This is a genomic window from Micromonospora trifolii, assembly GCF_050516465.1.
Classification (GTDB): Bacteria; Actinomycetota; Actinomycetes; order Mycobacteriales; family Micromonosporaceae; genus Micromonospora; species Micromonospora trifolii.
The window spans coordinates 5892439-5914112 of sequence record NZ_CP191526.1 but is presented as its reverse complement, the minus strand read 5'-3'; the positions used below and the strand labels follow the sequence as shown (position 1 = coordinate 5914112).

At 71.4% G+C, this 21674-nt stretch carries 20 protein-coding genes and 1 tRNA gene; 12 read left to right on the top strand and 9 right to left on the bottom strand.

Annotation, left to right across the window (positions count from 1 at the left end; all coding sequences use genetic code 11):
• The first annotated feature begins 36 nt into the window (after positions 1 to 36).
• From ACQRWP_RS27505 to ACQRWP_RS27480, 6 genes are all read left to right on the top strand, one after another.
• Positions 37 to 1209 (top strand): thiolase family protein, encoded by a 1173-nt coding sequence (locus ACQRWP_RS27505; protein ID WP_112730311.1) that lies wholly within the window; start codon positions 37 to 39, stop codon positions 1207 to 1209.
• A gap of 56 nt (positions 1210 to 1265) precedes the next feature.
• The gene (locus ACQRWP_RS27500; RefSeq protein WP_430498853.1) at positions 1266 to 2279 is read left to right on the top strand and encodes an aminoglycoside phosphotransferase family protein; all 1014 of its coding nucleotides are present in this window, start codon (positions 1266 to 1268) and stop codon (positions 2277 to 2279) included.
• Between the two features lie 111 nt (positions 2280 to 2390).
• Positions 2391 to 2897: a hypothetical protein gene (locus ACQRWP_RS27495; protein ID WP_430498851.1), complete on the top strand. Its 507-nt coding sequence runs from the start codon at positions 2391 to 2393 to the stop codon at positions 2895 to 2897.
• 90 nt (positions 2898 to 2987) lie between these two features.
• Positions 2988 to 3680 (top strand): response regulator transcription factor, encoded by a 693-nt coding sequence (locus ACQRWP_RS27490; RefSeq protein WP_430498849.1) that lies wholly within the window; start codon positions 2988 to 2990, stop codon positions 3678 to 3680.
• Positions 3673 to 5139, top strand: coding sequence for a sensor histidine kinase (locus ACQRWP_RS27485; protein WP_430498847.1), 1467 nt, complete (start codon positions 3673 to 3675; stop codon positions 5137 to 5139). The genes ACQRWP_RS27490 and ACQRWP_RS27485 overlap by 8 nt, the downstream gene beginning before the upstream one ends.
• A 56-nt stretch (positions 5140 to 5195) precedes the next feature.
• The gene (locus ACQRWP_RS27480) at positions 5196 to 5795 is read left to right on the top strand and encodes a hypothetical protein (RefSeq protein WP_430498846.1); all 600 of its coding nucleotides are present in this window, start codon (positions 5196 to 5198) and stop codon (positions 5793 to 5795) included.
• Between the two features lie 39 nt (positions 5796 to 5834).
• On the opposite strand, the gene ACQRWP_RS27475 is transcribed toward ACQRWP_RS27480, so the two are convergent.
• Positions 5835 to 7436, bottom strand: coding sequence for a ricin-type beta-trefoil lectin domain protein (locus tag ACQRWP_RS27475; protein ID WP_430498844.1), 1602 nt, complete (start codon positions 7434 to 7436; stop codon positions 5835 to 5837).
• Between the two features lie 176 nt (positions 7437 to 7612).
• On the bottom strand, positions 7613 to 9826 hold the full coding sequence (locus ACQRWP_RS27470) for a glycosyltransferase family 39 protein (RefSeq protein ID WP_430498842.1): 2214 nt from the start codon (positions 9824 to 9826) through the stop codon (positions 7613 to 7615).
• 123 nt (positions 9827 to 9949) lie between these two features.
• Between ACQRWP_RS27470 and ACQRWP_RS27465 the strand changes: the two genes are divergently transcribed.
• Positions 9950 to 10657 carry a glycosyltransferase family 2 protein gene (locus tag ACQRWP_RS27465; protein WP_030487790.1) on the top strand — a complete coding sequence of 236 codons (708 nt, stop codon included), beginning with the start codon at positions 9950 to 9952 and terminating at the stop codon, positions 10655 to 10657.
• Here ACQRWP_RS27465 and ACQRWP_RS27460 read toward each other — a convergent pair.
• Entirely contained in the window at positions 10643 to 11536 is an 894-nt protein-coding gene (locus ACQRWP_RS27460; RefSeq protein ID WP_430498839.1) for a transketolase family protein, read from the bottom strand. The genes ACQRWP_RS27465 and ACQRWP_RS27460 overlap by 15 nt on opposite strands.
• Before the next feature lie 5 nt (positions 11537 to 11541).
• Complete coding sequence (locus tag ACQRWP_RS27455) at positions 11542 to 12237, bottom strand: transketolase (protein WP_430498837.1); 696 nt, start codon at positions 12235 to 12237, stop codon at positions 11542 to 11544.
• Between the two features lie 47 nt (positions 12238 to 12284).
• Here ACQRWP_RS27455 and soxR point away from each other — a divergent pair, with 47 nt between their 5' ends.
• Entirely contained in the window at positions 12285 to 12758 is a 474-nt protein-coding gene (soxR, locus tag ACQRWP_RS27450; RefSeq protein WP_430498835.1) for a redox-sensitive transcriptional activator SoxR, read from the top strand.
• A gap of 20 nt (positions 12759 to 12778) precedes the next feature.
• On the opposite strand, the gene ACQRWP_RS27445 is transcribed toward soxR, so the two are convergent.
• Positions 12779 to 13777: an NAD(P)H-quinone oxidoreductase gene (locus ACQRWP_RS27445; RefSeq protein WP_430498833.1), complete on the bottom strand. Its 999-nt coding sequence runs from the start codon at positions 13775 to 13777 to the stop codon at positions 12779 to 12781.
• Between the two features lie 161 nt (positions 13778 to 13938).
• On the opposite strand from ACQRWP_RS27445, the gene ACQRWP_RS27440 reads away from it, so the two are divergent.
• Positions 13939 to 14025 (top strand) — tRNA-Ser (locus ACQRWP_RS27440).
• Between the two features lie 63 nt (positions 14026 to 14088).
• Here the strand turns inward: ACQRWP_RS27440 and ACQRWP_RS27435 are convergent.
• Both ACQRWP_RS27435 and ACQRWP_RS27430 read right to left on the bottom strand, forming a co-directional pair.
• On the bottom strand, positions 14089 to 15270 hold the full coding sequence (locus ACQRWP_RS27435; protein WP_430498831.1) for a low temperature requirement protein A: 1182 nt from the start codon (positions 15268 to 15270) through the stop codon (positions 14089 to 14091).
• 51 nt (positions 15271 to 15321) lie between these two features.
• The gene (locus tag ACQRWP_RS27430; protein WP_430498830.1) at positions 15322 to 15477 is read right to left on the bottom strand and encodes a hypothetical protein; all 156 of its coding nucleotides are present in this window, start codon (positions 15475 to 15477) and stop codon (positions 15322 to 15324) included.
• A gap of 144 nt (positions 15478 to 15621) precedes the next feature.
• Here ACQRWP_RS27430 and ACQRWP_RS27425 point away from each other — a divergent pair, with 144 nt between their 5' ends.
• A complete protein-coding gene (locus ACQRWP_RS27425; protein ID WP_430498828.1) occupies positions 15622 to 16164 on the top strand; it encodes a YbhB/YbcL family Raf kinase inhibitor-like protein in 543 nt (180 codons plus the stop codon).
• Positions 16165 to 16227: 63 nt separating this feature from the next.
• On the opposite strand, the gene ACQRWP_RS27420 is transcribed toward ACQRWP_RS27425, so the two are convergent.
• On the bottom strand, positions 16228 to 16938 hold the full coding sequence (locus tag ACQRWP_RS27420; RefSeq protein WP_430498826.1) for a class I SAM-dependent methyltransferase: 711 nt from the start codon (positions 16936 to 16938) through the stop codon (positions 16228 to 16230).
• A 212-nt stretch (positions 16939 to 17150) separates the two neighbouring features.
• On the opposite strand from ACQRWP_RS27420, the gene ACQRWP_RS27415 reads away from it, so the two are divergent.
• A complete protein-coding gene (locus ACQRWP_RS27415) occupies positions 17151 to 18986 on the top strand; it encodes a hypothetical protein (RefSeq protein ID WP_430498824.1) in 1836 nt (611 codons plus the stop codon).
• A gap of 20 nt (positions 18987 to 19006) precedes the next feature.
• On the opposite strand, the gene ACQRWP_RS27410 is transcribed toward ACQRWP_RS27415, so the two are convergent.
• Positions 19007 to 19783, bottom strand: a complete 777-nt coding sequence (locus tag ACQRWP_RS27410; RefSeq protein ID WP_430498823.1) for a hypothetical protein — start codon at positions 19781 to 19783, stop codon at positions 19007 to 19009.
• A gap of 326 nt (positions 19784 to 20109) precedes the next feature.
• Between ACQRWP_RS27410 and ACQRWP_RS27405 the strand changes: the two genes are divergently transcribed.
• On the top strand, positions 20110 to 21639 hold the full coding sequence (locus ACQRWP_RS27405; RefSeq protein WP_430498821.1) for a peptide deformylase: 1530 nt from the start codon (positions 20110 to 20112) through the stop codon (positions 21637 to 21639).
• Positions 21640 to 21674: the final 35 nt, after the last annotated feature.

Here is a 21674-nt window from a genome sequence, read left to right as displayed (position 1 = left end):
TAGGATCGGGGCAGCCCAAGTTACCGGGGAGTAAACATGAGTGACGCGGTCATTGTCGGCGCGGTACGAACCCCGGTCGGGCGGCGCAAGGGCAGCCTCGCCAGCGTCCACCCGGTCGACCTCTCGGCGCACGTGCTGCGCGCCCTCGCCGAGCGCACCGGGCTCGACCCGGCCCAGGTCGACGACGTCTTCTGGGGCTGCGTGTCCCAGGTCGGCGAGCAGTCGTGGAACATCGCCCGCAACGGCGTACTCGCCGCTGGCTGGCCGGAGACGGTGCCCGGCACCACCCTGGACCGGCAGTGCGGCTCCAGCCAGCAGGCCCTGCACTTCGCCGCCGCGACGGTGCTCTCCGGCCAGGCCGACCTGGTGGTCGCCGGTGGCGTCGAGTCGATGACCCGGGTGCCGATGGGCTCCAGTGTGGCCGGCGGCATGCCGTTCAGTGACCAGCTGCGCGCCCGTTACCGGGGCGTCGAGGGCTTCGCCGACGACGCGCCGTTGCCGTTCAACCAGGGGGTCGGGGCCGAGCTGATCGCCCAACGGTGGCGCCTCTCGCGTACCCAACTGGACGAGTTCGCGCTGGCCAGCCATGAGAAGGCGGCAGCCGCGCAGGACGCTGGGGCGTTCGACCCGGAGTTGACCCCGGTGCCGCTCGCCGACGGTGGCAAGTTCGCCGCCGACGAGGGCATCCGCCGGGAGACCTCCCTGGAGAAGCTGGGTGAGCTGGCCACCCCGTTCCGCGCCGACGGCGTGGTGACCGCCGGTTCGGCGTCCCAGATCTCCGACGGCGCCGCAGCCCTCGCTGTGACCACCTCCGACTGGGCCAGCCGGCACGGCCTGCGCCCGCTGGCCCGCATCCACACCGCCGTGGTCGCCGCCGACGACCCGGTCACCATGCTCACCGCGCCCATCCCGGCCACCGCGAAGGCGCTGCGCCGCGCGGGGCTGGGCATCGAGGAGATCGGGGTGTACGAGGTGAACGAGGCGTTCGCCCCGGTGCCGCTGGCCTGGCTGGCGGAGACCGAGGCGGACCCGGAGCGGCTCAACCCGCGCGGCGGGGCGATCGCCCTCGGCCACCCGCTCGGCGGCTCCGGTGCCCGCATCATGACCACCATGCTCCAGCACATGCGGGACAACGGCATCCGCTACGGCCTGCAGACCATGTGCGAGGGCGGCGGCATGGCCAACGCCACAATCGTCGAGCTGGTCTGACGCGGGGCCGGAAAACGCCTCGCCTCGACGCGGAACCGCCGCCTAGGGTGCCCAGCGTGACGACGATCGCCGGTGAGCGTGCCCCCGACTGGTCCAGCGAGCAGTGGCAGGTGCGGGCCCGATCCTGGGTCGACGCGCAGCTGAGCCGGGCCGGCCGACGGGTGACCGGGCTGGTGGAGCCGAGGCTGCGGCCCTGGTCGCTGGTGTGGCGGGTGCCCACCGACGACGGTCCGGTCTGGTTCAAGGCCAACAACCCGGGCACCGTGCACGAGGCGGTCCTGATCGCGGCGCTCGCCGAGTTGACGCCCGACCGGGTGCTGACGCCGATCGCGGTGGACCCGGCGCAGGGCTGGTCGCTGCTGCCCGACGGCGGTGAGTCGTTGCGCGACGTGCTGGCGCGCGACCCCGACCTGGCGCACTGGGAGCGGGCGCTTCCCGGGTACGCGGCGCTGCAACTGGCGAGCGCGTCGCGCGCCGACGAGCTGGTCGCCCTGGGCGTGCCGGATCAGCGCCCGGAGGTGCTGGCCGGTCTCTTCGCCGAGCTGCTCGACGATCACGAGGCGCTGCTGGTCGGTGCCGAGGGTGGGCTCGGTCCGGAGGTGCACGAGCGGTTGCGGGCCGAGCTGCCGGCGTACGCGCAGCGGTGCCGCCGGCTCGCCGACCTCGGCATTCCGGCGACCGTGCAACACGACGACCTGCACGACGGCAACCTCTTCGCCGGCGCGGCCGGGTACCGCTACTTCGACTGGGGCGACGCCTCGGTGGCGCACCCGTTCGGCACGCTGCTGGTGACCCTGCGCTCCATCGGGCACGCCGGCAAGCTCGCCGCCGACGACGCCAAACTGGTGCGGCTCCGCGACGCGTACCTGGAGGCGTGGACCGACAGGTACGACCGGCGGACCCTCGTGGAGGCGGCCGACCTCGCGATCGGTCTGGGGCCGGTGAGCCGGTCGCTCTCCTGGCGTCGGGCGCTGGACACCCCCGAGGAGTCCCGCGCCGAGTACGCCGACGCGGTCCCGGGCTGGCTGGAGGAGCTGTTCGCCGCCAGTCCGCTTCAGCCCAACTCCTGACCATGATCCGTCCGAGTCTGAAGTCGGACAGGCAGTGCGACAGGCGGCGTGGAACTTCCAAAAAACCCGCGTGACCCACGTCACCCTGCTGGGGACGTCGTTGGGCACGTCATGGACGTCTTCTCCCGAACGTTCCTCCCGGCCGCCGCTGAGGCTGGCCTGGCCGTGCAGACGGTGAGCCGGCACATGCCGGTCTTCCGGCGCTGCGTCGGCTCCGGTGACGCCACCATCCTGGTCACCCGTTGCAGCCGCCCCGACCGCCCGGTCACCGGCGACTACCTGTTGCTACTCACGCACCGCCGCCTGGTGGTGACCCAGCAGACCCGCCTTCTGCACCGACTGCGCCTGCACCTCAACACCGAGTTGCGCGAGCTGAGCAACGTCACCTGGAGCCCGGACCCGCGGCTGCATTCGGTGGAGATGGCGGCCACCGCGATCGACGGGATCCGTGAGCGGTTCCTGATCCGGACCAGTCACCCGAAGCAGGTCTGGCAGCTCGACGCGTTGCTCAACCAGGCGTTCCGGACCCGCCTGCGGCCGCCCGGCGCGCGGGTCGTCGCCAGCATCGGCGACGCGCCGGCCGCCGCCCGGCCGGGCATGTTCGCTCCGTCCTGGTGACCTGATCCCGACCCGGGTGTCGCCCCGCCTTTACCGAACTCGAACACACACCGATCGCGCGGAGCCTTCGCAGTCGGCAATCATGGGCCGGTGACCGTCGAACCACCGCATCGCGGGCTCGTCCTCGTAGTGGAGGACGAGCCGGCCATCGCCGACCTGGTCCGGCTCTACCTGACCCGGGACGGGTTCGGCGTCCACCTGGAACGTGACGGCGAGGCCGGTCTGAGCGCGGCCCGCCGGTTGCGCCCGGTGGCCTGCGTCCTGGACATCGCGCTGCCGGGCCTGCCCGGCACCGAGATCTGCCGCCGGCTGCGCGAGGCCGGTGACTGGACCCCGGTCATCTTCCTCACCGCCCGAGACGACGAGGTGGATCGGATCGTCGGCCTGGAGTTGGGCGCCGACGACTACGTCACCAAGCCGTTCAGCCCCCGGGAACTGGTCGCCCGGGTCCGCGCGGTGCTGCGCCGATCCGCCGGTGGCCCGGAGGGCGCGGACCGGCCACGTGTCGTCGGCCCGGTGACGCTCGATCCGGCCCGCCGCACGGTCACCGCCGCCGGCACCCCGGTGCAGCTCACCTCCACCGAATTCGACCTGCTGGCCCACCTGATGGCCCGGCCCGGCCGGGTCTTCACCCGGGAGGAGTTGCTGGCCGGAGTCTGGGGCTACGCGGCGCACGCCGGCACCCGGACGGTGGACGTGCACGTCGCCCAGGTGCGGGCGAAGCTCGGCCCGGCGAGCGTGATCCGGACCCATCGCGGCGTCGGGTACGCGGTCGATGCCTGACCACCCCGGGCACGTCGAGTCGCCGACCATGGCCCTGCCGGTGGTCGGCGCCGGTCCACCCACCGCACCCCGACGAGGCCGATTCGGCCGTACGCTGACCGCCCGCGCGGTGCTCGTCACCTGCGCGGTGGCGCTGGTGTCGGTGCTGGTCACCGCCATCGTCGCGGTGCCGTTGGCGATCCGTGGCGCGGAGCGGAGCGAGCAGGAGGCACTCGCCGCCCAGGCCCGACTCGCCGCCGAGGTGCTGAGGACCCGCCTCGACCGGGGCCGCAGCGCCGACGAGGAACGGCTCATCCAGCAACTGCGCGACCAGGGCATCGACGCTTACCTGATCCGGCGCGGGGTGGTCGACCGGGCGGGTCTGCCACTCCGGGTGGTGCAGCGGATCGAGCAGGGCCGCAACGTGTCGGCTCGTCGCTCTGTCAACGGTGAGCGGGCCCTGGTCGAGGGTCGGGCCCTGCCCGGCGGCAACGGGGTGGTGCTCTCCCGTCCGCTGGCCAACGGACTGTGGGCCCGGGTGCTGCTCAGTCTCTGGTTGCCGCTGCTCGCCGGGTTGACCGCCGGTGTGGTGGCCGGGCTGCTGCTGGCCCGTCGGCTGGCCCGGCCGATCCGGGTCGCGGCTACCGCCGCCGCCCGGCTGCGCGCGGGCGACCGTGCCGTCCGGGTGCCCGTGGAGTCGCCGGACGAGGTCGCCGACCTCGCCGAGGCGTTGAACGGGCTGGCTGCCGCGCTTGCCACCAGCGAGGGCCGACAGCGGGAGTTCCTGCTCTCCGTCTCGCACGAGCTGCGCACCCCGCTGACCGCGATCCGGGGGTACGCCGAGGCGCTCGCCGACGGGGTGCTCGGCGCCGACGACACGGTGGACACCGGTCGGACGATGCTGGCCGAGGCCCAACACCTGGACCGGTTGATCGGTGACCTGCTGGCACTGGCCCGGCTGGAGGCCGCCGACTTCCCCCTTGAACCGGTGCCGGTGGACCTGACCCAACTGGCCCTGGACGCGGAGCCGACCTGGTCCGGTCGGTGCGCGGCGGTGGGCGTGCCGTTCCGGGTGGAGACGCCCGGTCAGCCGGTGCCCGCGTACACCGATCCGGGGAGGATCCGGCAGGTGCTGGACGGGCTGCTGGAGAACGCGCTGCGGGTCGTACCCCCGGGGTCGCCGGTGGTGCTCGCGGTCCGGCCGGCCGGCGCCGACCCGGCGCAGGGCGGCGTGTTGGAGGTCCGCGACGGCGGGCCCGGCTTCACCGACGACGACCTGGCGGTGGCCTTCGAACGCGGTGCGCTGCACGAGCGTTACCGGGGGGTGCGCAAGGTGGGCAGCGGGTTGGGGTTGGCGCTGGCCGCCGGGTTGGTCCGCCGGCTGGGCGGGGAGATCGCCGCAGGGCACGCGCCGGAGGGTGGTGCCGCCTTCACCGTCCGGCTGCCCGGTGATCCTTACCTGACCCGAACATCGGCCTGACGCTCCGCTCGTCGTTCCCGGGAAGGCTGGGGGCTCCACGGACGAGAGGGAGAGTCATGCCACGTTGGGGTATCGCCACCGGCACCACGGCACTGCTCGCGGCGGTCGCGCTCGGCGTCAGCGGCTGCGGCGCGGCCGAGGTGGCCAGCCAGCCCGCCCGAGATGTCGCCGTCGAGGTCGCCGCCGCCATGGGGGTCGAGGGTCAGGCGCTGACCGCGATGGGCTTCGACGCCAACGACCTGGACGTGCTGACCGTCGCCGCACCGGCCACCCCGACGCCGGGTGCGTCCCCCAGCGCGCAGGACAAGGCCCGGGAGAAGCGCGGCGAGGAGTGGCGCAAGCGCCGCGAGGCCCGCGTGCAGCTGCGCAAGAACACCCTGCACGGTGAGGCGGTGGTGAAGACGAAGGACGGCGGTACGCAGACCGTCGCCGTGCAGCGCGGCGAGGTGACCGCGATCGACGGCGACTCGATGACCGTCAAGTCCACCGACGGCTTCACCATGACCTGGACCTTCGGCGACGACCTGCGGGTGGTCGAGCGGCGGGCCACAGTGCAGCCGAGCGAGGTCAAGGTCGGCGCGGCGGTCGGCGTCGCCGGCGCGAAGGACGGCGACAAGGGCGTGGCCCGGCTCATCCTCGTTCCCCGCGCCAAGTGAGCGCAGGGGCCCTGGTCGACGCCAGGGCCCCTGCTCCCGTCAGTAGACGCGGGAGCCGATGAAGTCGTCGTGACCGTAGCCGACCGGGTTGGCGGCGGTCCGGGCCTCGAACGACCACTGTTGCCGGGTGCTGCTGGAACAGTTCGCCAACCGCAGGCGAGAGCTGCCCAGCAACGGGTTGTCGAACGCCACGCACAGGTTGGTGGCGCTCGCCGGCCTGATCTGGTTGCCCACGAAGACGAACTGCTGCGCGCCGGTGCCGTTGCAGTCGTAGATGTTGACCGCGGTGCCGGCGCTCATCGAGCTGTTGGCGACGTCCAGGCAACGGTCGTGGGACAGCTCCGAGTGCAGCGACCGTCGGGCCGAGTCGTACCAGAAGCCCTGGTTGCGCCCACCGTGGCAGGAGTACGGCTGCTGCGCGGTGCCGTTGCGGGAGTCGTACCCCTTGCCGTCGACACAGGTGCCGGTGGCCTGGTTGCGGAGTTGCTTGAAGTCCAGCAGCCCCGGGTAGAGCACGCCACCGCCGGTGCTGGCCGGGTCGACGCAGCTGGCCCGTGTCTGCCCGGAGTTCCAGAACTGGGTGATGCACTGGGCGAACATGCCGTGCCCACGGGCGTTGGGGTGGAACGACTGGCGGGCGGCGTTCTCGTTCCAGATGCCGACCTCGATGTAGAGACCGCGGACCGAGGTGTTGTCGGTGCACACCTCGTGCCCGTGGAAGAGCCGGCTGGCGTCCAGGTAGCGGGTGCCGGTGTTGGCCGCGGCGGAGCGCAGCGCCGACTCGAACATCGGCACCGCCTTGTTCCGGGCGAACGCCGCGTCGGCCAGGTAGAGCAGACAACCGCCGGAGTACCAGCCGGGGAAGTTGGGGTTGTCCTCCACGTCGGGGCTGCCGGGGCTCGGGTACGACATCAGCACCAGCTCGTAGTCCGACCGCAGGTAGCCGGCGTTGGTCATGGTCTGCCTGATGTCGGTGAGCGCCGACTCCACGGCCTGTCGGCTGCCGTCGGTGCGGATCGTCCACTGGTCGGTGTAGGTGGGGTAGCAGGCGCCCTGGAAGAAGACCCGGCGGACGGCGCAGTCGGTGGCGACCGGACCAAACTGGATGGTGCCGTCACCGTTCGCGCCGACCACCACCCAGATCAGCTTCACGTGCGTGTTGCGCGCCTTGATGCCCAGGTGGTCGCCCTGGTTCAGCTCGTTGTGCTGGGTCGGGCCACCGGCGATCAGGTTCCAGGGGGTGGCGCCGGAGCAGGCGATGTTGTACTGCGCGTCGGACGTGATGCCGGTGCGGAAGACGGCCTGGTCGTACGAGCGGTCGCACCAGTTGCCGTCCTGGTGGGTGCCGGGGACGTAGTTGCCGACCCCTTCACCGGAGATCTCGCTGTCACCCATGGTGATCAACGCGGTGCGCCGTTGTTCGATCGGGCGGATCGCCGGGCTGCCGTAGAGGGCGGTCGCCTCGGCGGCCCGGATGGCTTCGAGGTTGGCGGGGAGTGGTTGGACGGTTGGTCGGTCGGCGGCGGTGGCGGGGGTGGTCGGTCCGGCGAGCATCGGTAGGACGAGAGCGGCGACGGCGACGGCGACGGTGATGGCCCGTCGTCGGGTCGCGCGTTCGGGCCTGGCGGGGATTGCAGGCATCGACGCACTCCTTTCGGCTCAATCGCGGGACGTCGATTGAGTTACCAGACGGTAACGTGCGGATCAACAGATGTGAATGCGCCTCAGATCCTTGCGCGCGGGATGCAGAACCGCCCGGATCGGACTATCCGGGCCTGCGCGGCAGCGCCACGTCGGCGCTGGGCCGGCTTTCTGGTTCAGCGGCCCGGCGGCAGGGCGTAGCCGACGTAGCCGCGGAACTCCAGCCGCCAGCCGGCCGGGACGAGTTTGGCGCAGGCCGCCTTGTTGCCGGTGCAGACGATCGCGTCGACCGAGGAGGGGGCGGCCGGCGGTCGTTCCGGCAGTACCGACTGCAACGCCACCAGGTCCGGCGAGCCGCCGTCCGGCTGCCGCAGCAGCAGCCACCACGGGTACTCCCAGTTGTCGTTCTGCTGCACCAGCCCGATCCGTCGCGCACCGCTGTCCTGGACCGCGGTCGCCGCCCAGCGGAACTCGTCGGCCCACTGCGGGCGGCGCAGGAACCGGGTGTCCCAGTCCGAGGTGGTGAAGACCGAGCCGGCACCGACCAGCCGGCGCGGGAAGCCGTACGACAGCGCGAGCACTCCGGCCAGCGCCGAGGTGGCCAGCACGGTGACGGCCGCCACGGTGGCAACCGTTCGACGCCCACCCGCGCGGTTACGCAGGAGCGCGTCCAGCCAGAGGCCGGCGAGGGGCACGGCGAGCACCACGGCGTAGAGCAGCAGCCGGTTGCCCCACGGCTGCCACTTGATCATCGCGGTGTGCAGCAGCACGGCCGTCAGCACCACCACGGCGTACGCCCGCAGCGACCCGGCCCGCTCGGGAGCGATCCGCCGTGGTCGGGCGAGCGCGATCACCGCGCCGATCACCGCCAACGCCCCGGCCAGCGGAAACGCCACCCGGTCCTCGTCCGGATACCAGGCCGGCTCCGGGAACAGCTCCCGCCCGAAGGTGATCGCGCGGTCCTGCGGGTCGACCCCGATCACCTCGGCACCACTGATGATCACTTCGGCCCCGGCCCGACGCAGCGGCGCCAGCGGCGTGTCGAACGCGGTGTGCCCGATCCGCAGCGCGTTGACCACTATCGACGCCGGGTCGTGCCGCTCCATCGGGATGGACTCGCGCAGCCGGGGCGGCCCCAGCGGATGCCCGAACTCGGCGGTCACCCGGGCCAGGAACGGGCCGACCACCACGGCTGCGACCACCAGGATCAGCACCGAACCGCCGACAGTGCGGGCCAGCCCGCCAACTGACCAGGACCGCCGCCCGCCGCCCGCCGCTGCCGAGTCGGTCGGTGCCGGGCTCGCCGGTGCCGATTGATCGGTCCGGGCCAGCCTCAACTGGGCCAGTCCCCAGAGCACCAGCAGCGGGCCGACCGCGATCAGACCGCTGGTCTTGGTCACCGCGGTCAGCCCGGTGGCCGCACCCAGCCCGAGCAGCGTGCCCCAGCCGGTCCGTCGACGCAGCCCGTCGAGCACCACTGTCGCCGCGCAGGCCACCCACGCGGCGCAGATCAGGTCGGTCTGCGTGCTGGTCGCCTGGAGCACCACCATCGGCGTGGTCGCCAGCACGAACGCGGTGAGCAACTGGGCCCGCCGGCCACCGCCGAGCTGAGCGGTGATCCGTGCGGCCACCAGGAGGCAGACCACTCCGGCCGCCCACTGCACCAGGTTGTGCAGGTGGTCCCCGCCGGTGAGCAGGCGCAGGTGCAGCAGCAGGTACTCGGCGCCGGGCGGGATGGTCACCTGCCGGTGGATGGCGGTGGGCCAGAAGTCCAGGTCGCCCTGGGCCACCCAGTGCTCCACCTTGGGCAGGTGATAGGTCTGTGAGTCGAAGTTGTTCGGTTCGGCCAGCAGCGCGACCAGCAGCTCCACCAGGACCAGCCCGCCGACCGTGCCGGCGAGGAGCCGCTCGCCCGGTCGGGCCGTACGCCAGGCGTCGACCGCCACGGCGAGCAGACCGGCGGGCCCCCGACCGGCGCGGGTCGGCGCGGGGGCAGGCTCATCGCGCTCGCCCGCCGGGGCCGCCACATCGGTGCCGCCACCGGACACCACAGCGCCGACCGTCACCGGCCGTGATGCAGTGCTGACTACCGGTGCAGCGGCGGGCGGCTGCCCGAGGCGGATTGCCCGCCGCCAGCGCAGACCGGCCGCCGTCGCGGCAGCGACCAGGAAGAGCAACCAGGCGACGGCGAACGCGGGTCGGGTCAACGCGTGCGACGCGCCGAGCACCTCGACGACGAGTACCGCGTACGCCCCGCTGAGCAGGGCGGCGCGCACCACGGCGAGCCGCAGCGGTGCCACCGCACCAGCCTCGCGTGGCATCGCCGCGACGGTTAGCAGGAGCACCGCGGCGGCAGGAACCGCCGCGAGCAGGGAGCCGGCAGCCGACATGGCGGAAGTAAACACCATTGATCTGAACCCGCCGCGCCGACTGCCCAGCGGTGGCGGTACGCGGTGAACAAACCAACCAGGCTAGGCTATGGCCGACGTGTTGCCGCCACCGTGGAGATCCCCGTGAAGCTCTCGATCCTCATGCCGGTCTACAACGAGGAAGAACGCATCGCGGATGCCCTCAAGCAGGCACTGGCGGTGGACTATCCCTGTGAGATCGAACTGGTCGTCGTCGACGACGGCAGTCGCGACGGCACCGGCGAGGTCCTCGGTCGCGCCGACGACGCGCGCCTGCGGGTCATCACGCACCAGCGCAACGCCGGCAAGGGTGCCGCCATCAAGACTGCGGTCGACAGCGCCGAGGGCGACTACATGGTCATCCTCGACGCCGACCTGGAGTACGACCCGCAGGACATCCCCAAGCTGCTCGACCCGGTGCTCGACGGGCGGGCCACGGTGGTCTACGGCAATCGCACCTTCGGCAGCCACAGCGCCTACAGCTTCTGGTACGTGATGGGCAACAAGGGCGTCACGATGGCGGCCAACGTGCTGTTCAACTCGTACATCGGTGACCTGGAGACCTGCTTCAAGCTGATGCCGGTGGCGCTCTACCGGTCGCTTGAGGTGCGCTCGCGCGGCTTCGGCATGGAGGCCGAGGTGACCGGCAAGCTGCTCCGTCGCCGGATCCGGCCGTACGAGGTGCCGATCAGCTACCGGGCGCGCGGCCGGGAAGAGGGCAAGAAGATCACCTGGAAGGACGGCGTCGAGGCGATCTGGATCCTCGGGCGCGAGCGCGCTCGCCGCCGCCCCGCCGTCTCAGCCGCCAACTGACCCCAGGAACGCGCTGATCGACCGCCGCAGGCCGTCGGCGTCCAGACCATGCCACCGGGCGTGGTCGGCCGGATCGCCGTACCGTCGCAGGTCGGTCTGACCCACCCCGAGGGCGAGCAGCCGGTGCGGTACGTCCGCCAGCGCCCGGCTGACGAGCGCGCTCGACGTTCCCGCCAGGTACGGCTCGACCAGCACCACGTCGGTGTTGGCGAGCGCCCGCAGCCCGGGCGTGTCGAGCGGCCGGGGCGTGTGGGTGTACGCCACCGTCACGTCCATTCCCTCGGTCGCCGCCAGGGTGGGGTCGAGCATCGGTCCGACCGCCACCACGAGCGGCGCGTCCGGCCCGCCCCGCCGGAGCACCAGTAGCCGGGCGGCATCCGGGTACGCCTCGGCGTTGCGCTGCTCGGAGAGCCGCAGGTAGATCGGATCGTCGGTGGTCGCGGCGTTGCGCAGCAGCGGCGCCACCTCGTCCGGGTGGCCGGGCACCCGGACCGTCCAGCCGTCGCCGAGGGAGTCGAAGAGCGCCACGTCCCCGGGCGACTGGTGGGTGCGGCCCTCCGCCGACCCGTCGTACGACGCGCCGATGCTGACCAGGACCGCGCCCACGCCCTGGTGGTCCAGATCCAACTTGATCTGCTCGTACGCCCGGTCCACGAGGAACGTCGCGTACGAGTGCGCGATCGGACGCAGCCCGGTCAGGGCTAGCCCGCCGGCCACACCGATCATCAGTTGCTCCCGGATGCCGACGTTGAGCACCCGGTCCGGGTGTCGGTGGCCGGCTGAGGCGAACTGGCTCGCCGAGATGTCGGCCAGCACCAGTGCGGTGCGCGGATCCTCGTCGAGGAGCGCTGTGGTGGTGTCGATGAAGGCGGTACGCATGTCGGTCATCCCTTGCTCTCGATGCGGGCGACCACCAGGTGCGGGTGACGTGGCTGGTGCCCGGTCAGCGCCGCATACAGGGCTTCGTGGTTCCGGCCGTCGACCGTGTCGGCGGTCCAGCCGTTGACGGTGAACCGGCTGGCGATGCCACCGGCCCACCCGTAGCTGGCCGAGGCGTTGTCGACCACGACCGCGGTGAGGCTGTCCAGGCCGGTCGCTCCCGCGTACGCGATCGCCTCGTGGTTGGATCCCTCGTCCAGTTCGGCGTCGCCGAGCAGCACGTACACCCGGGGTTTGTGCAGTCCCTGGGCGCGCAGGCCGAGCGTGGTGCCGACGGCCAGCCCGAGCCCGTGCCCGAGGGAGCCGGAGCCGATCTCGACCCCGGGCACCAGGAGTCGGTCCGGGTGGTGGCCGAGCCGGCTTCCCGGCCCGGCCAGGTCGTCGAGCCAGGCGTCCGGGATGAAGCCGTGCGCGGCGAGCACCGCGTAGTAGGCGGCCGGTCCGTGGCCCTTGGAGAGCAGGAACCGGTCCCGCTCCGGGTCGTCGGCGGTGTCGGGGGTGACCCGCAGCACCCGGTCGTAGAGCACCTGGAGCACGTCGACGGTGGAGTGCGCGCTCGGCGCGTGTTTCTCGTCGCCGGTCAGTCGTCGGATCAGCCCGGGCAGTCGGGCGCTGCTGTCGGTGGTCAGTGTGGTGGTCATGCCACTACTGTGTTAGTTGAAGTGCACTTCAACTCAAGGACCTGGTGATGCCGGATTTATTGACGATCGGCGAGCTGTCCGCCCGCTCCGGGGTGGCACCGTCGGCGCTGCGCTACTACGAGCGACTCGGGCTGATCCGCGCCGACCGTACCGGCGGCAACCAGCGCCGCTACGCCCGCGCCGAGTTGCGGCGGGTCGCCTTCATCCGGATCTCCCAGCAGGTCGGCGTCTCGCTCGACGAGATCCGGGAGGCACTCGACTCGCTCCCGGAGGCCCGCACGCCAAGCCCGCAGGACTGGGCGCGGCTCTCGGCGAGCTGGCGCAGCCGGCTGGACGAGCGGATCCGGCTGCTCACCAGGCTCCGCGACGACCTGGATGGCTGCATCGGCTGCGGCTGCCTGTCCTTGCAGCGCTGCACGCTCAACAATCCGGAGGACACCCTGGCCGGCGAGGGCCCGGGCGCCCGGCTGGTGCTGCCCCGACCGACCGACGACCCGACGCTGGCAAACTCGCTCAACTGACGGCCATCCGGCAGGCTCGCTCAGCTGACGGCGGACCCGCCACCCGGCGGGCGGGTGAGCAGCACCTTGCCGAAGTGGTCGTTCGACTCGACGAGCCGGTGCGCCTCCGCAGCCTCGGTCATCGGCAGCCGCCGGTCCACGATCGGCCGGATCCGGCCCGCCTCGACCAACGGCCACACCTCGTCCCGTACGCCCTGGACGATTTCCGCCTTCTCGGCGAGCGGACGGGACCGTAGCGACGTCGCGGCGACGCTCGCCCGCTTGGTCAGCAGCGCGCCGAGATCCAACTCGGCCTTGCGCCCACCCTGCATCCCGATCACCACGAGCCGACCGCCGGTGGACAGAGCGGAGACGTTCCGCCCCAGGTAGGAACCACCCATGATGTCGAGGATGACGTCCACGCCGCGCCCGTCGGTGACCCGCCGGACCTCCTCGACGAAGTCCTGCTCCCGGTAGTCGATGATGTGCGCCGCGCCCAGCTCACGCAGCCGGTCGTGCTTGGCCTCCCGCGCGGTGGTCAGCACTGTCACGCCGAGGGCCGCCCCGAGCTGGATGGCGAAGGTGCCGATCCCGCTGCCCCCGCCGTGCACCAGCAGCGTGTCGCCCGCGCCGAGCCGGGCCACCTGGACCAGGTTCGACCAGACCGTGCAGGCCACCTCGGGCAGCGCCGCCGCGTCGACCGGGTCGCACGCCGGCACCGGCAGCAACTGCCCGGCGGGGACCGCCACCCGTTCCGCGTACCCGCCGCCGGCCAGCAGCGCGCAGACCTGCTGCCCGACCGCCCACCCGGCGACCTCCGCGCCAACCTCCGTGATCACCCCAGAGCATTCCAACCCGGGGTACGCGGGCGCGCCCGGCGGTGGCGGGTAGTGCCCCTGCCGTTGCAGCAGGTCAGCGCGGTTGACCCCGCTGGCCCGCACGTCCACGATCACCTCGTCCGGGCCCGGCTCCGGGTCGGGCACCTCGGCCCAGACCAGCGCGTCGGGTCCACCGGGCTGCGGAATCGTGATGGCTCGCATGGGCCCAGTCTTCCCGATCTCACCGGGTGCCGCAGGCGCACCCTCCAGCCCACTGTGGACCCGCCGGACCGCCTGGCCGGCGCACCGGGGAGGGACGCCGGGCCGCCCGGAGCGAGCCGTGGCAGACTATGCGTGGCCGTACGCCCACGGGTGGCGGTCCAGGAGGGTTCGCCTAGTGGCCGATGGCGCTGGTCTTGAAAACCGGTAAGGCAGCGATGTCTTCGTGGGTTCGAATCCCACACCCTCCGCCCACCTTGATCCACTCGGCTTTCCGAAAGTCGGGGTGTCAGGACTCCTGGGACACCCCGACATCACTGAACCTGAGTCGATCGCCTGGCCCACGCCTCGTAGCTGAGCAGCGCGACGAGAAACGCGGTGAGCAGGCCGAGAGCGGCCAGGCCGGGCAGGTAACGGCCGACGGGAAGTAGCAACAGCGCCACCCCGGGCGCGAGAAACTGCTCGGGTCGCACGCACCGGACGCTGAGAACCAGGAACGTCGCTCGGCCCGCGAGGTACAGGGCGGTCCCGCCGAACAGCGCGATTGCCGGGATCCAGTGCAGGGTTTCGTGCGACTTCCCGTGCGCCATGGCGGCGAGCACCTCCTCGACCCCCAGCGCCACGTAGATGGTCCCGCCGAGTAGCGGGAGGTGGGCGACGCTGTAGGCGTTGCCGGCCACGAAGCCCCGGTGCAGTCCGGAATCCGTGGTCAGCGCCTGTCCCGCGTTTGCGGCGCTCGCGGAGTAAAGCCAGTACAGGCAGACCGTGACGGCGAGGGTGAGCAGCGCCGCCACCAGGGTCGGCGTGTGGATCATCCGAGTTCCGATCCCGGCGCCGACCGAGATCAGGGACTCGCCGAGCGCAATGATCACCACGAGGCCGTGCCGCTCCCCGAAGTGGCCGGGGCTGCGTACCGGCCATCCGCTCACCAGCAGGGCGAAAACCCCACCGCTCATGTCGATGATGAGCGCCAGTGCCCAGAGCAGGAGCTGCGCCGTGCCGCCGAACACGGCTCCGAGGGCGAGGGGAATCCAGGACAGCGCGGTGGTGAGGGCGTAGAGCCGAACGGTCCGGAGCAACCGGGGGTCGTCCGCCGCCACCCAGTAGAAGAGGGCGAACTGGATCAACCGCACCACGCCGTACGCCAGCACCAGGATGAGACGCGGTTTCGTCGAACCCGGGCCGGTCTCCCAGGTTTCGGGGATGACCAGCGCGATGAGAAAGACGGCAGCCATCGCCACGGTGACGCCGGCGCGGATCAGCCCGACGTCGATCCGGACGTAGTTGCCCAGCCAGGCGTAGACCAACCAGGAGTTCCACAGCAGCATGAGGACGAGGAACCCCCGCACCAGGGTCACCGCCGAGGGCTGCTCGCTCATGAAGGTGGTGACCCGGATGAGCCCGAAGACGAGCACGAGGTCGAAGAAGACCTCGAACAGCGTCGGTCGGTGCGTCTCCGCCGTGACGACTGGCCGCGACCGGAAGATCCGCCCCATCAGGTCATCTTGACTGCTTGCCCCGAAGCGGTCCGGTGCCCCGCGTACCGGTCACTCCGGCGGGTCGGTGGCCTGCCGCTCCCGGCGGATCGTCTCCTCGGCCAGTCGCTCGACCGCGCGTCGGCGTTCGTCGGCGATGGCTCGCTCGTCCCGGCGGCGGAACGCGGTGACAACGGCTACCGCGAAATCCCGCCAGATGCCGGCCACGATGTCCCCCTGAGGAACGTTGCCCGACCTCAAACGTAGCTCCGCGGAACCAGCGTCGGTCAGCGCGTGCCTTCCGGTCGTCGGGAGGGCCGTGGCGGGGTAAGAAGGGGCTGGAAACTCCGCACATCGGAAGGACGCGTCCCCATGACCCTGGAACGACCGATCGCACCGGACCCGTACGAGCTGCTGCCGACGCTGCCCTCGTTCACGCTGACGAGCGACGACGTGCAGAACGGCGAGCCGATGGACGCCCGGCACGCGCATGGCAGCACCGGGGGTGACAACGTCTCGCCGCAGCTGACCTGGTCGGACTTCCCCGCCGAGACGAAGAGCTTCACGGTGACCTGCTACGACCCGGATGCGCCGACGGGCAGCGGTTTCTGGCACTGGGTGCTGGTGAACGTGCCGGTCAACGTCACCCAGTTGCCGACCGGGGCTGGCGGCGCGGCGGGCACCGACCTCGGTGGGGCGTTCTCGGTCCGCAACGACTACGGCGAGCAGGGCTACGGCGGGGCGGCTCCGCCGGCCGGCGACCGGCCGCACCGGTACGTCTTCGCGGTGCACGCCCTGGACGTCGACCGCCTGGACCTGACTCCGGACGCCAGCCCCGCCTACGTCGGCTTCAACCTGACGTTCCACACCCTGGCGAGGGCGGTAATCCGCCCGACCTACCAGATCAAGGAATGATCCGTACCCCGCGATCTTGCACGTGACCGCGAGGCGCGGTGCAAGATCGCGGGGGTGGGTGGGTCAGGCTGGGACGCGGGCCACGGCGAAGACGGACTGGCCGAAGGGCGGGAGTACGAGCTGCTCGGCGGCCTTGGTGGCGGGCAGGACGAGGGTGTCGTACACCTTGACCATCGGGCCCTCCTTCGGCATCAGCCGGAAGACCTTGGTGGCCATGAAGTAGCCGATCAGCCCGAGCGCGTTGGCGTAGTGCATCTTCTCGATGGTCAGACCGGCGTCGGTCATCGCCGCCCCGAGCGTCTTCTTGGTGTAGCGGCGGACGTGCCCGGTGGCGATGTCGGCCGGGCCCATCGCGAACTGGAACGCGGGCACGATGATGATCACGGCGCCGCCGGGTCGGACCAGGTCGCGCATGCTCGCCAGCGCGCCCACGTGGTCCTCGATGTGCTCCAGGACGTTGTACGAGACGGCGGCGCTGTAGTCGCCCCGGTCGTTGTGCGGCAGCAGCATCTGCCGGACGTCGATGTTCGGACGGCCGGCCAGGCGCTCCTTGAGCTGCACCAGCCGGTCCGGGTCGGCCTCGGTGGCCGTGAACCGCGGCAGCCGCTCGGACCATTCCAGCGCGTAGTCACCGAGGCCGCTGCCGATCTCGATCGGGTCGTCGCCGAGGTACGGCACGGCCAGTTCGATGAACCAGCGACGGTGGTTGACAGCGGTTGCCAGGCCTTCAAGCACCTCGGACTGCACGCGCTGATCCCCAGTGATTTCTGCCATGCGTCGATTCCTCACGATATGAACTCGACCCGTGCCTGGACCGACAGAGTGAATCATCCGCTGGGACGGCGAAAGAATCGGGGCATCGGGGTGGCCGAATTGTGGTCGGGGGGTGGGTTCGTGATCGGCGGTCGGCGAACCCGGCACATAGTACGGCAGTACCCCGAAACATGTCACGGCGGCGCCATGCGCTGACTACCCTATGAATTGTCATGACTACTCCTGAACCGGACGTGCCCAGCGACAGCGGCGGCCCGGCCGCCGCGCCGTCGGCGGAGGGGGCCTCCGGTGCCGTTCGGCCTTCCCGCAGGGGGATGTGGGCCGATCTGGCGGCCGTGCTGAGCTTCGTGGTGCTCGGCTTCTGGGTCACCGGCCGGCTCTGGTTGGACCCCGGCAGCGATGTGCGGGACAACCAGTCCGATCAGTCGCAGTTCGAATGGATGATGGCCCACGGTGCGCGAGTAGTCACGCACTTTGCGTATCCGTTCCATTCCAATCAGATGAACGTCCCCGACGGCGTGAATCTGATGGCCAATACGTCCGTATTATCCATTTCATTGCCAATGACGCCGATCACCCTGTTGTTCGGTCCGCGAGCGTCATTTCTGATCTTTCTCACCCTCGGCATGATTGCCACTGCCACGGCCTGGTATTTCCTGCTCTCCCGGGTCCTGATCGGCAGCCGGGGGCCGGCGTGGGTGGGCGCCGGCTTCTGCGCGTTCGCGCCGGCCATGGTGTCGCACGCCAATGGGCACCCGAACATCGTGTCGCAGTTCGTCGTCCCGTTGATCATTTGGCGCACGCTACGACTCGGCGAACCGGGCCGCTGGCTGCGCAACGGGGTCCTCCTCGCGCTGGTCATCGTCTGGCAGGCGTTCCTCAACCTGGAGATCCTGCTGATGACCGCGATCGGGCTCGGCGTGATCGTCGGCGTGCTCGCCCTCGGCCGCGCGGATCTGCGGTCGCGGGCCCGACCCTTCCTCGCCGGACTGGCCGTCGCCGCCGGGGTCGCCGGACTTCTGCTGGCGTACCCCCTGTACGTCCAGTTCTTCGGACCGGACGCGTACTCCGGGCTGTCCCGCCTGATCCGCGGCTACTCCAGCGACGTGGCCTCGTTCGTCGCGTACTCCCGGGAATCACTCGCCGGTAGCGCGCGCACCGCCGCGGGCCTGGCCAAGAACCCGACCGAGGAGAACAGCTTCTTCGGTTGGGCGCTGGTGGTGCTGGTGATCGCCCTGGTCTGGTGGCTGCGCCGCTCGATCGTGGTGCTCGCGCTGGCCGCGCTCGGGTTGGTCTTCGCGGTGCTCTCGCTGGGTCGGGAGGTCCGCTTCGACAACCGGGGTACGGGTGTGCCGGGCCCCTGGGCGGCGCTGGAGAACCTGCCCATCCTGCACTCGGTGGTGCCGACGCGCTGGGCGTTGGCGATCACCCCGATCATCGGGCTGCTGCTCGCCTACGGCACCGAACGTGCCCGCGAGTTGGCCGGCGCGCATCCGGCCGCCCGGGGGCAGGTCCGCTTCGTCACCGCCACCGTGCTCACCATGGCCCTGTTGCCGATCGTTCCCACCCCGCTGCCCGTGGCTCACCTGGACCCGGTTCCAAGCTTCGTGACCAGTGGGGCCTGGCGGCCGTACGTGGCCGGTGGGCGCAGTGTGGTGACCCTGCCGTTGCCGGACAGCACGTACGCGGAGCCGCTGCGCTGGTCCGCGGCGACCCGGCTGGACATGCCGTTGGCCCGTGGTTACTTCCTCGGCCCGGACACCCGCCCGAACGCCGATCCGCCGAAGGTCGCGTTGTTCGGTGCGACTCCCCGCCCCACCAGCAGCTTCTTCGCCACCATCCGGCGCACCGGGGCGGTGCCGCCGATCGCCCCGCAGAGCCGGGTCCGAGCGGTCGACGATCTGCGCTACTGGCGGGCCGGGGTGGTCATCCTCGGGCCACACGAGCACGAGGCCGCGCTACGTCGGGGGATGACCGAGCTGACCGGGATCCAGCCGGTCTTCACCGGCGGCGTGTGGGTGTGGGACGTCCGGTCGTTTACCGACTGAGCAGTGCGGCTCAGCCCGGCCTAGCGGACGCAGCAGCCCTGGCAGACCTTCGGCCGGGGCAGGGTGAAGGCGAGGCAGCAGGTGCGGCGCTGCACGGTCGGCTCACCGGTCGGCCCCGGCACCAGCTCGATCAGGTCGTTCAGGTCGAGTGCGCCGAGCAGGGTGTCGATGCTCTGCACCGTGGAGCCGGGCAGGGCGTCCGCGGCCCGCAGGATGCCGTGCGCGATGCCGGACGCGACCGAGCCGAGCAGCGTCCGGGTGCCCACCCGGACCTCGGACTGGATCGCCGTGATGAGCGGTGCCAGGTGGGCGTCGAGCAGGGACGCGCGCATCACGGCCAGCAGCTCCGCCTCGTCGGCGACGACCCGCACCTCCGGCAGGCCGGCCAGCGCCAGCGGATCGTTCGGCAGCACCGCCACGGTGGTGCCCCGGCGCAGGCCCATGGTGAGCAGCTGCCGATGGTCCTCGAAGTGGATCAGCAGGTCGGCCGCATCGAGCAGCGGCACCCGCCGGGCGGAGGCCCAGCCGAGCACGACCGGCAGCGCGGCCCAGTAGCTGTACGACTTCCAGGCCAGCGCCGCGCAGGCGTGTGGAGTGCCGCCCCAGCGGACGGCGGCGCCGTTCAGCAGCTCCGGCAGTCGGCTGCCGTCGATCAGGGTGGTGGCGGGCGCCCAGCCGAGCTCGTCGTCGACCAGCAGGCCCCGGGCGAGGCCGGGGAGGTCGTCGGTGCCGAACATGGCCCGGAGCGCCGCGGTGACGGGGGCGAGCGGCGTGGTGGCGGCCTCTCGCCGTGGCATCACCGCTGTCACCTGAGTCGTCCCCTGTCTGTGTGACCGAGGAGTGCGCCCCGGCGGACGAACCAGTGCCGTCCTGAGCTAAGGCTAGCCTAACCAAGCCCCTGACCGTAAGGGAAGCCTCACCTTGGTCAAATCCCGGACGCCCAGGTCACTCCGTGTCCGACGGGAGTAGCGCTTCCCGTACTACCCGGAGTCAGTGCTGGGAAACGCCGCCGCACGATCGATGGTCATCGGTGAATTGTCAAGCGGTGTGTCGAAAACATGCCACATGCGTGTGCGCTCCCGCACAGAACGTGAAACTTATAGCCCCGGCCACGAGGAAGCTGATGACTACCTCACCCCTCGAACGGGCTGCCGACTCCTTCGCGGCCGAACTCGCCCGGCAACGGACCGGGCGCGGGCTGTCCAAGAAGCAACTGGCCGTCCTGATGGGGTTCGACCCGTCCTACGTGAGTCACGTCGAGGGGCGCCGGCACCGCCCAACCGAGGACTTCGCCCGCCGCGCGGAGGCAGTCCTGGAGGCCAGCGGCGCGATCTGGCAGCGCTTCCGGGAGTACGACGACCTACGGCACGCCCGAGCCGGTCAGCCGCACCGCGAGCCGTACCTGCCGGGACAGTGGCTGCCACCCGGCACCGGCCTGGTCGTGGAACGGGAACTGGCCACCCTCACCCACGCCGACGACGGCTACCGGTGCGTCATCCACCGTGAGCTGTACAACGCCGGCACCGAGCCGGTCACCCGCTACCTGGTCCGGGTCGCCGTCGACCGCTACCCGAACGACCCTGGCCGCTCCAACCGGCACCACCGGGAGCACCCCCTCACCTTCGCCGAGTTGCAGATACAGGCCCGTCGAGACGACGGCGGCGGCGACCCGGAGCCGATGCACTGGCGAGCCAAACACGATCGGGACGCGTTCAAGGAGATCTGGCTGCTCTTCGAGAACGGGGATCGACGCTTCCCCCTCTACCCGGGCGACCGGGCCACCATCGAGTACGCGTACAGCGTCGGGCACGACAAGTGGGGCCCCTGGTTCCAGCGAGCCGTCCGACTGCCCACCCGGCAGCTCGCCGTACGCCTGGACCTGCCTGCGGCCCTCGACCCGCAGGTCTGGGGCGTGGAAACCTCGCTCAGCGCGGAGGAGGGCCCGCTGCGGACGGCGCCGCAACGCCACGACGAGGGCGACCGGGCGATCTACGACTGGCAGACCGACGACCCACCGTTGAACGCCCGCTACCGGATGCAGTGGCGGTTCCGCGCCCGCCCGGACACCGAACCGGACATCGGCCCCGGCGGCACCCGGGTCCGACCCAGCGACCGGATGCGCAGCCTCGGCATCGTGCAACGCGGCGCCGACCTGCTCCGTCAGCGCGCCCGTCCGTTCGACCTGCCCGGCGACGAACACGTCGCCCGGGACGTGGTCGACCGGCTCACCATGGCCCTGGCCCGGCTCGACGAACTGCACCCGTTCAGCAAGGGGGTGGGCGTCGCCGCCCCGCAGTTCGGCATCGGCCGCGCGGCGGCCGTGGTGCGGCCCCCCGACCGATCGGCGGAGCCGGTCGTGCTGCTCAACCCCCGGGTGGTCGACGCCGACCCGGAGACCGACGAGCAGTACGAGGGCTGCCTCTCCTTCTTCGACCACCGAGGTCTGGTGCCACGGCCGCTGCGACTGGACGTCGAACACGCCCAGTGGGACGGCAGCCGGATCATCACGTCGTTCGAGTTCGGTATGGCCCGGCTGGTCGCACACGAGATCGACCACCTGGAGGGCCGGCTCTACGTCGACCGGATGGCCCCCGGCGTGCCGTTGGTGCCGGTGGAGGAGTACCGCGAGACCGGGCACCCCTGGCGCTACTGACCAAGAAGGGACCGGGGCGCGTGCCCCAGGGGGCA

What these genes read in the sequence shown, in the direction of transcription:
- ACQRWP_RS27505 (WP_112730311.1), top strand. Translation starts at nt 37, where the DNA reads ATGAGTGACGCGGTCATTGTCGGCGCGGTACGAACCCCGGTCGGGCGG.
- ACQRWP_RS27495 (WP_430498851.1), top strand. Translation starts at nt 2,391, where the DNA reads ATGGACGTCTTCTCCCGAACGTTCCTCCCGGCCGCCGCTGAGGCTGGC.
- ACQRWP_RS27485 (WP_430498847.1), top strand. Translation starts at nt 3,673, where the DNA reads ATGCCTGACCACCCCGGGCACGTCGAGTCGCCGACCATGGCCCTGCCG.
- ACQRWP_RS27480 (WP_430498846.1), top strand. Translation starts at nt 5,196, where the DNA reads ATGCCACGTTGGGGTATCGCCACCGGCACCACGGCACTGCTCGCGGCG.
- ACQRWP_RS27475 (WP_430498844.1), bottom strand. Translation starts at nt 7,436, where the DNA reads ATGCCTGCAATCCCCGCCAGGCCCGAACGCGCGACCCGACGACGGGCC.
- ACQRWP_RS27470 (WP_430498842.1), bottom strand. Translation starts at nt 9,826, where the DNA reads ATGTCGGCTGCCGGCTCCCTGCTCGCGGCGGTTCCTGCCGCCGCGGTG.
- ACQRWP_RS27460 (WP_430498839.1), bottom strand. Translation starts at nt 11,536, where the DNA reads ATGCGTACCGCCTTCATCGACACCACCACAGCGCTCCTCGACGAGGAT.
- ACQRWP_RS27455 (WP_430498837.1), bottom strand. Translation starts at nt 12,237, where the DNA reads ATGACCACCACACTGACCACCGACAGCAGCGCCCGACTGCCCGGGCTG.
- soxR (WP_430498835.1), top strand. Translation starts at nt 12,285, where the DNA reads ATGCCGGATTTATTGACGATCGGCGAGCTGTCCGCCCGCTCCGGGGTG.
- ACQRWP_RS27445 (WP_430498833.1), bottom strand. Translation starts at nt 13,777, where the DNA reads ATGCGAGCCATCACGATTCCGCAGCCCGGTGGACCCGACGCGCTGGTC.
- ACQRWP_RS27435 (WP_430498831.1), bottom strand. Translation starts at nt 15,270, where the DNA reads ATGGGGCGGATCTTCCGGTCGCGGCCAGTCGTCACGGCGGAGACGCAC.
- ACQRWP_RS27425 (WP_430498828.1), top strand. Translation starts at nt 15,622, where the DNA reads ATGACCCTGGAACGACCGATCGCACCGGACCCGTACGAGCTGCTGCCG.
- ACQRWP_RS27420 (WP_430498826.1), bottom strand. Translation starts at nt 16,938, where the DNA reads ATGGCAGAAATCACTGGGGATCAGCGCGTGCAGTCCGAGGTGCTTGAA.
- ACQRWP_RS27415 (WP_430498824.1), top strand. Translation starts at nt 17,151, where the DNA reads ATGACTACTCCTGAACCGGACGTGCCCAGCGACAGCGGCGGCCCGGCC.
- ACQRWP_RS27410 (WP_430498823.1), bottom strand. Translation starts at nt 19,783, where the DNA reads ATGCCACGGCGAGAGGCCGCCACCACGCCGCTCGCCCCCGTCACCGCG.
- ACQRWP_RS27405 (WP_430498821.1), top strand. Translation starts at nt 20,110, where the DNA reads ATGACTACCTCACCCCTCGAACGGGCTGCCGACTCCTTCGCGGCCGAA.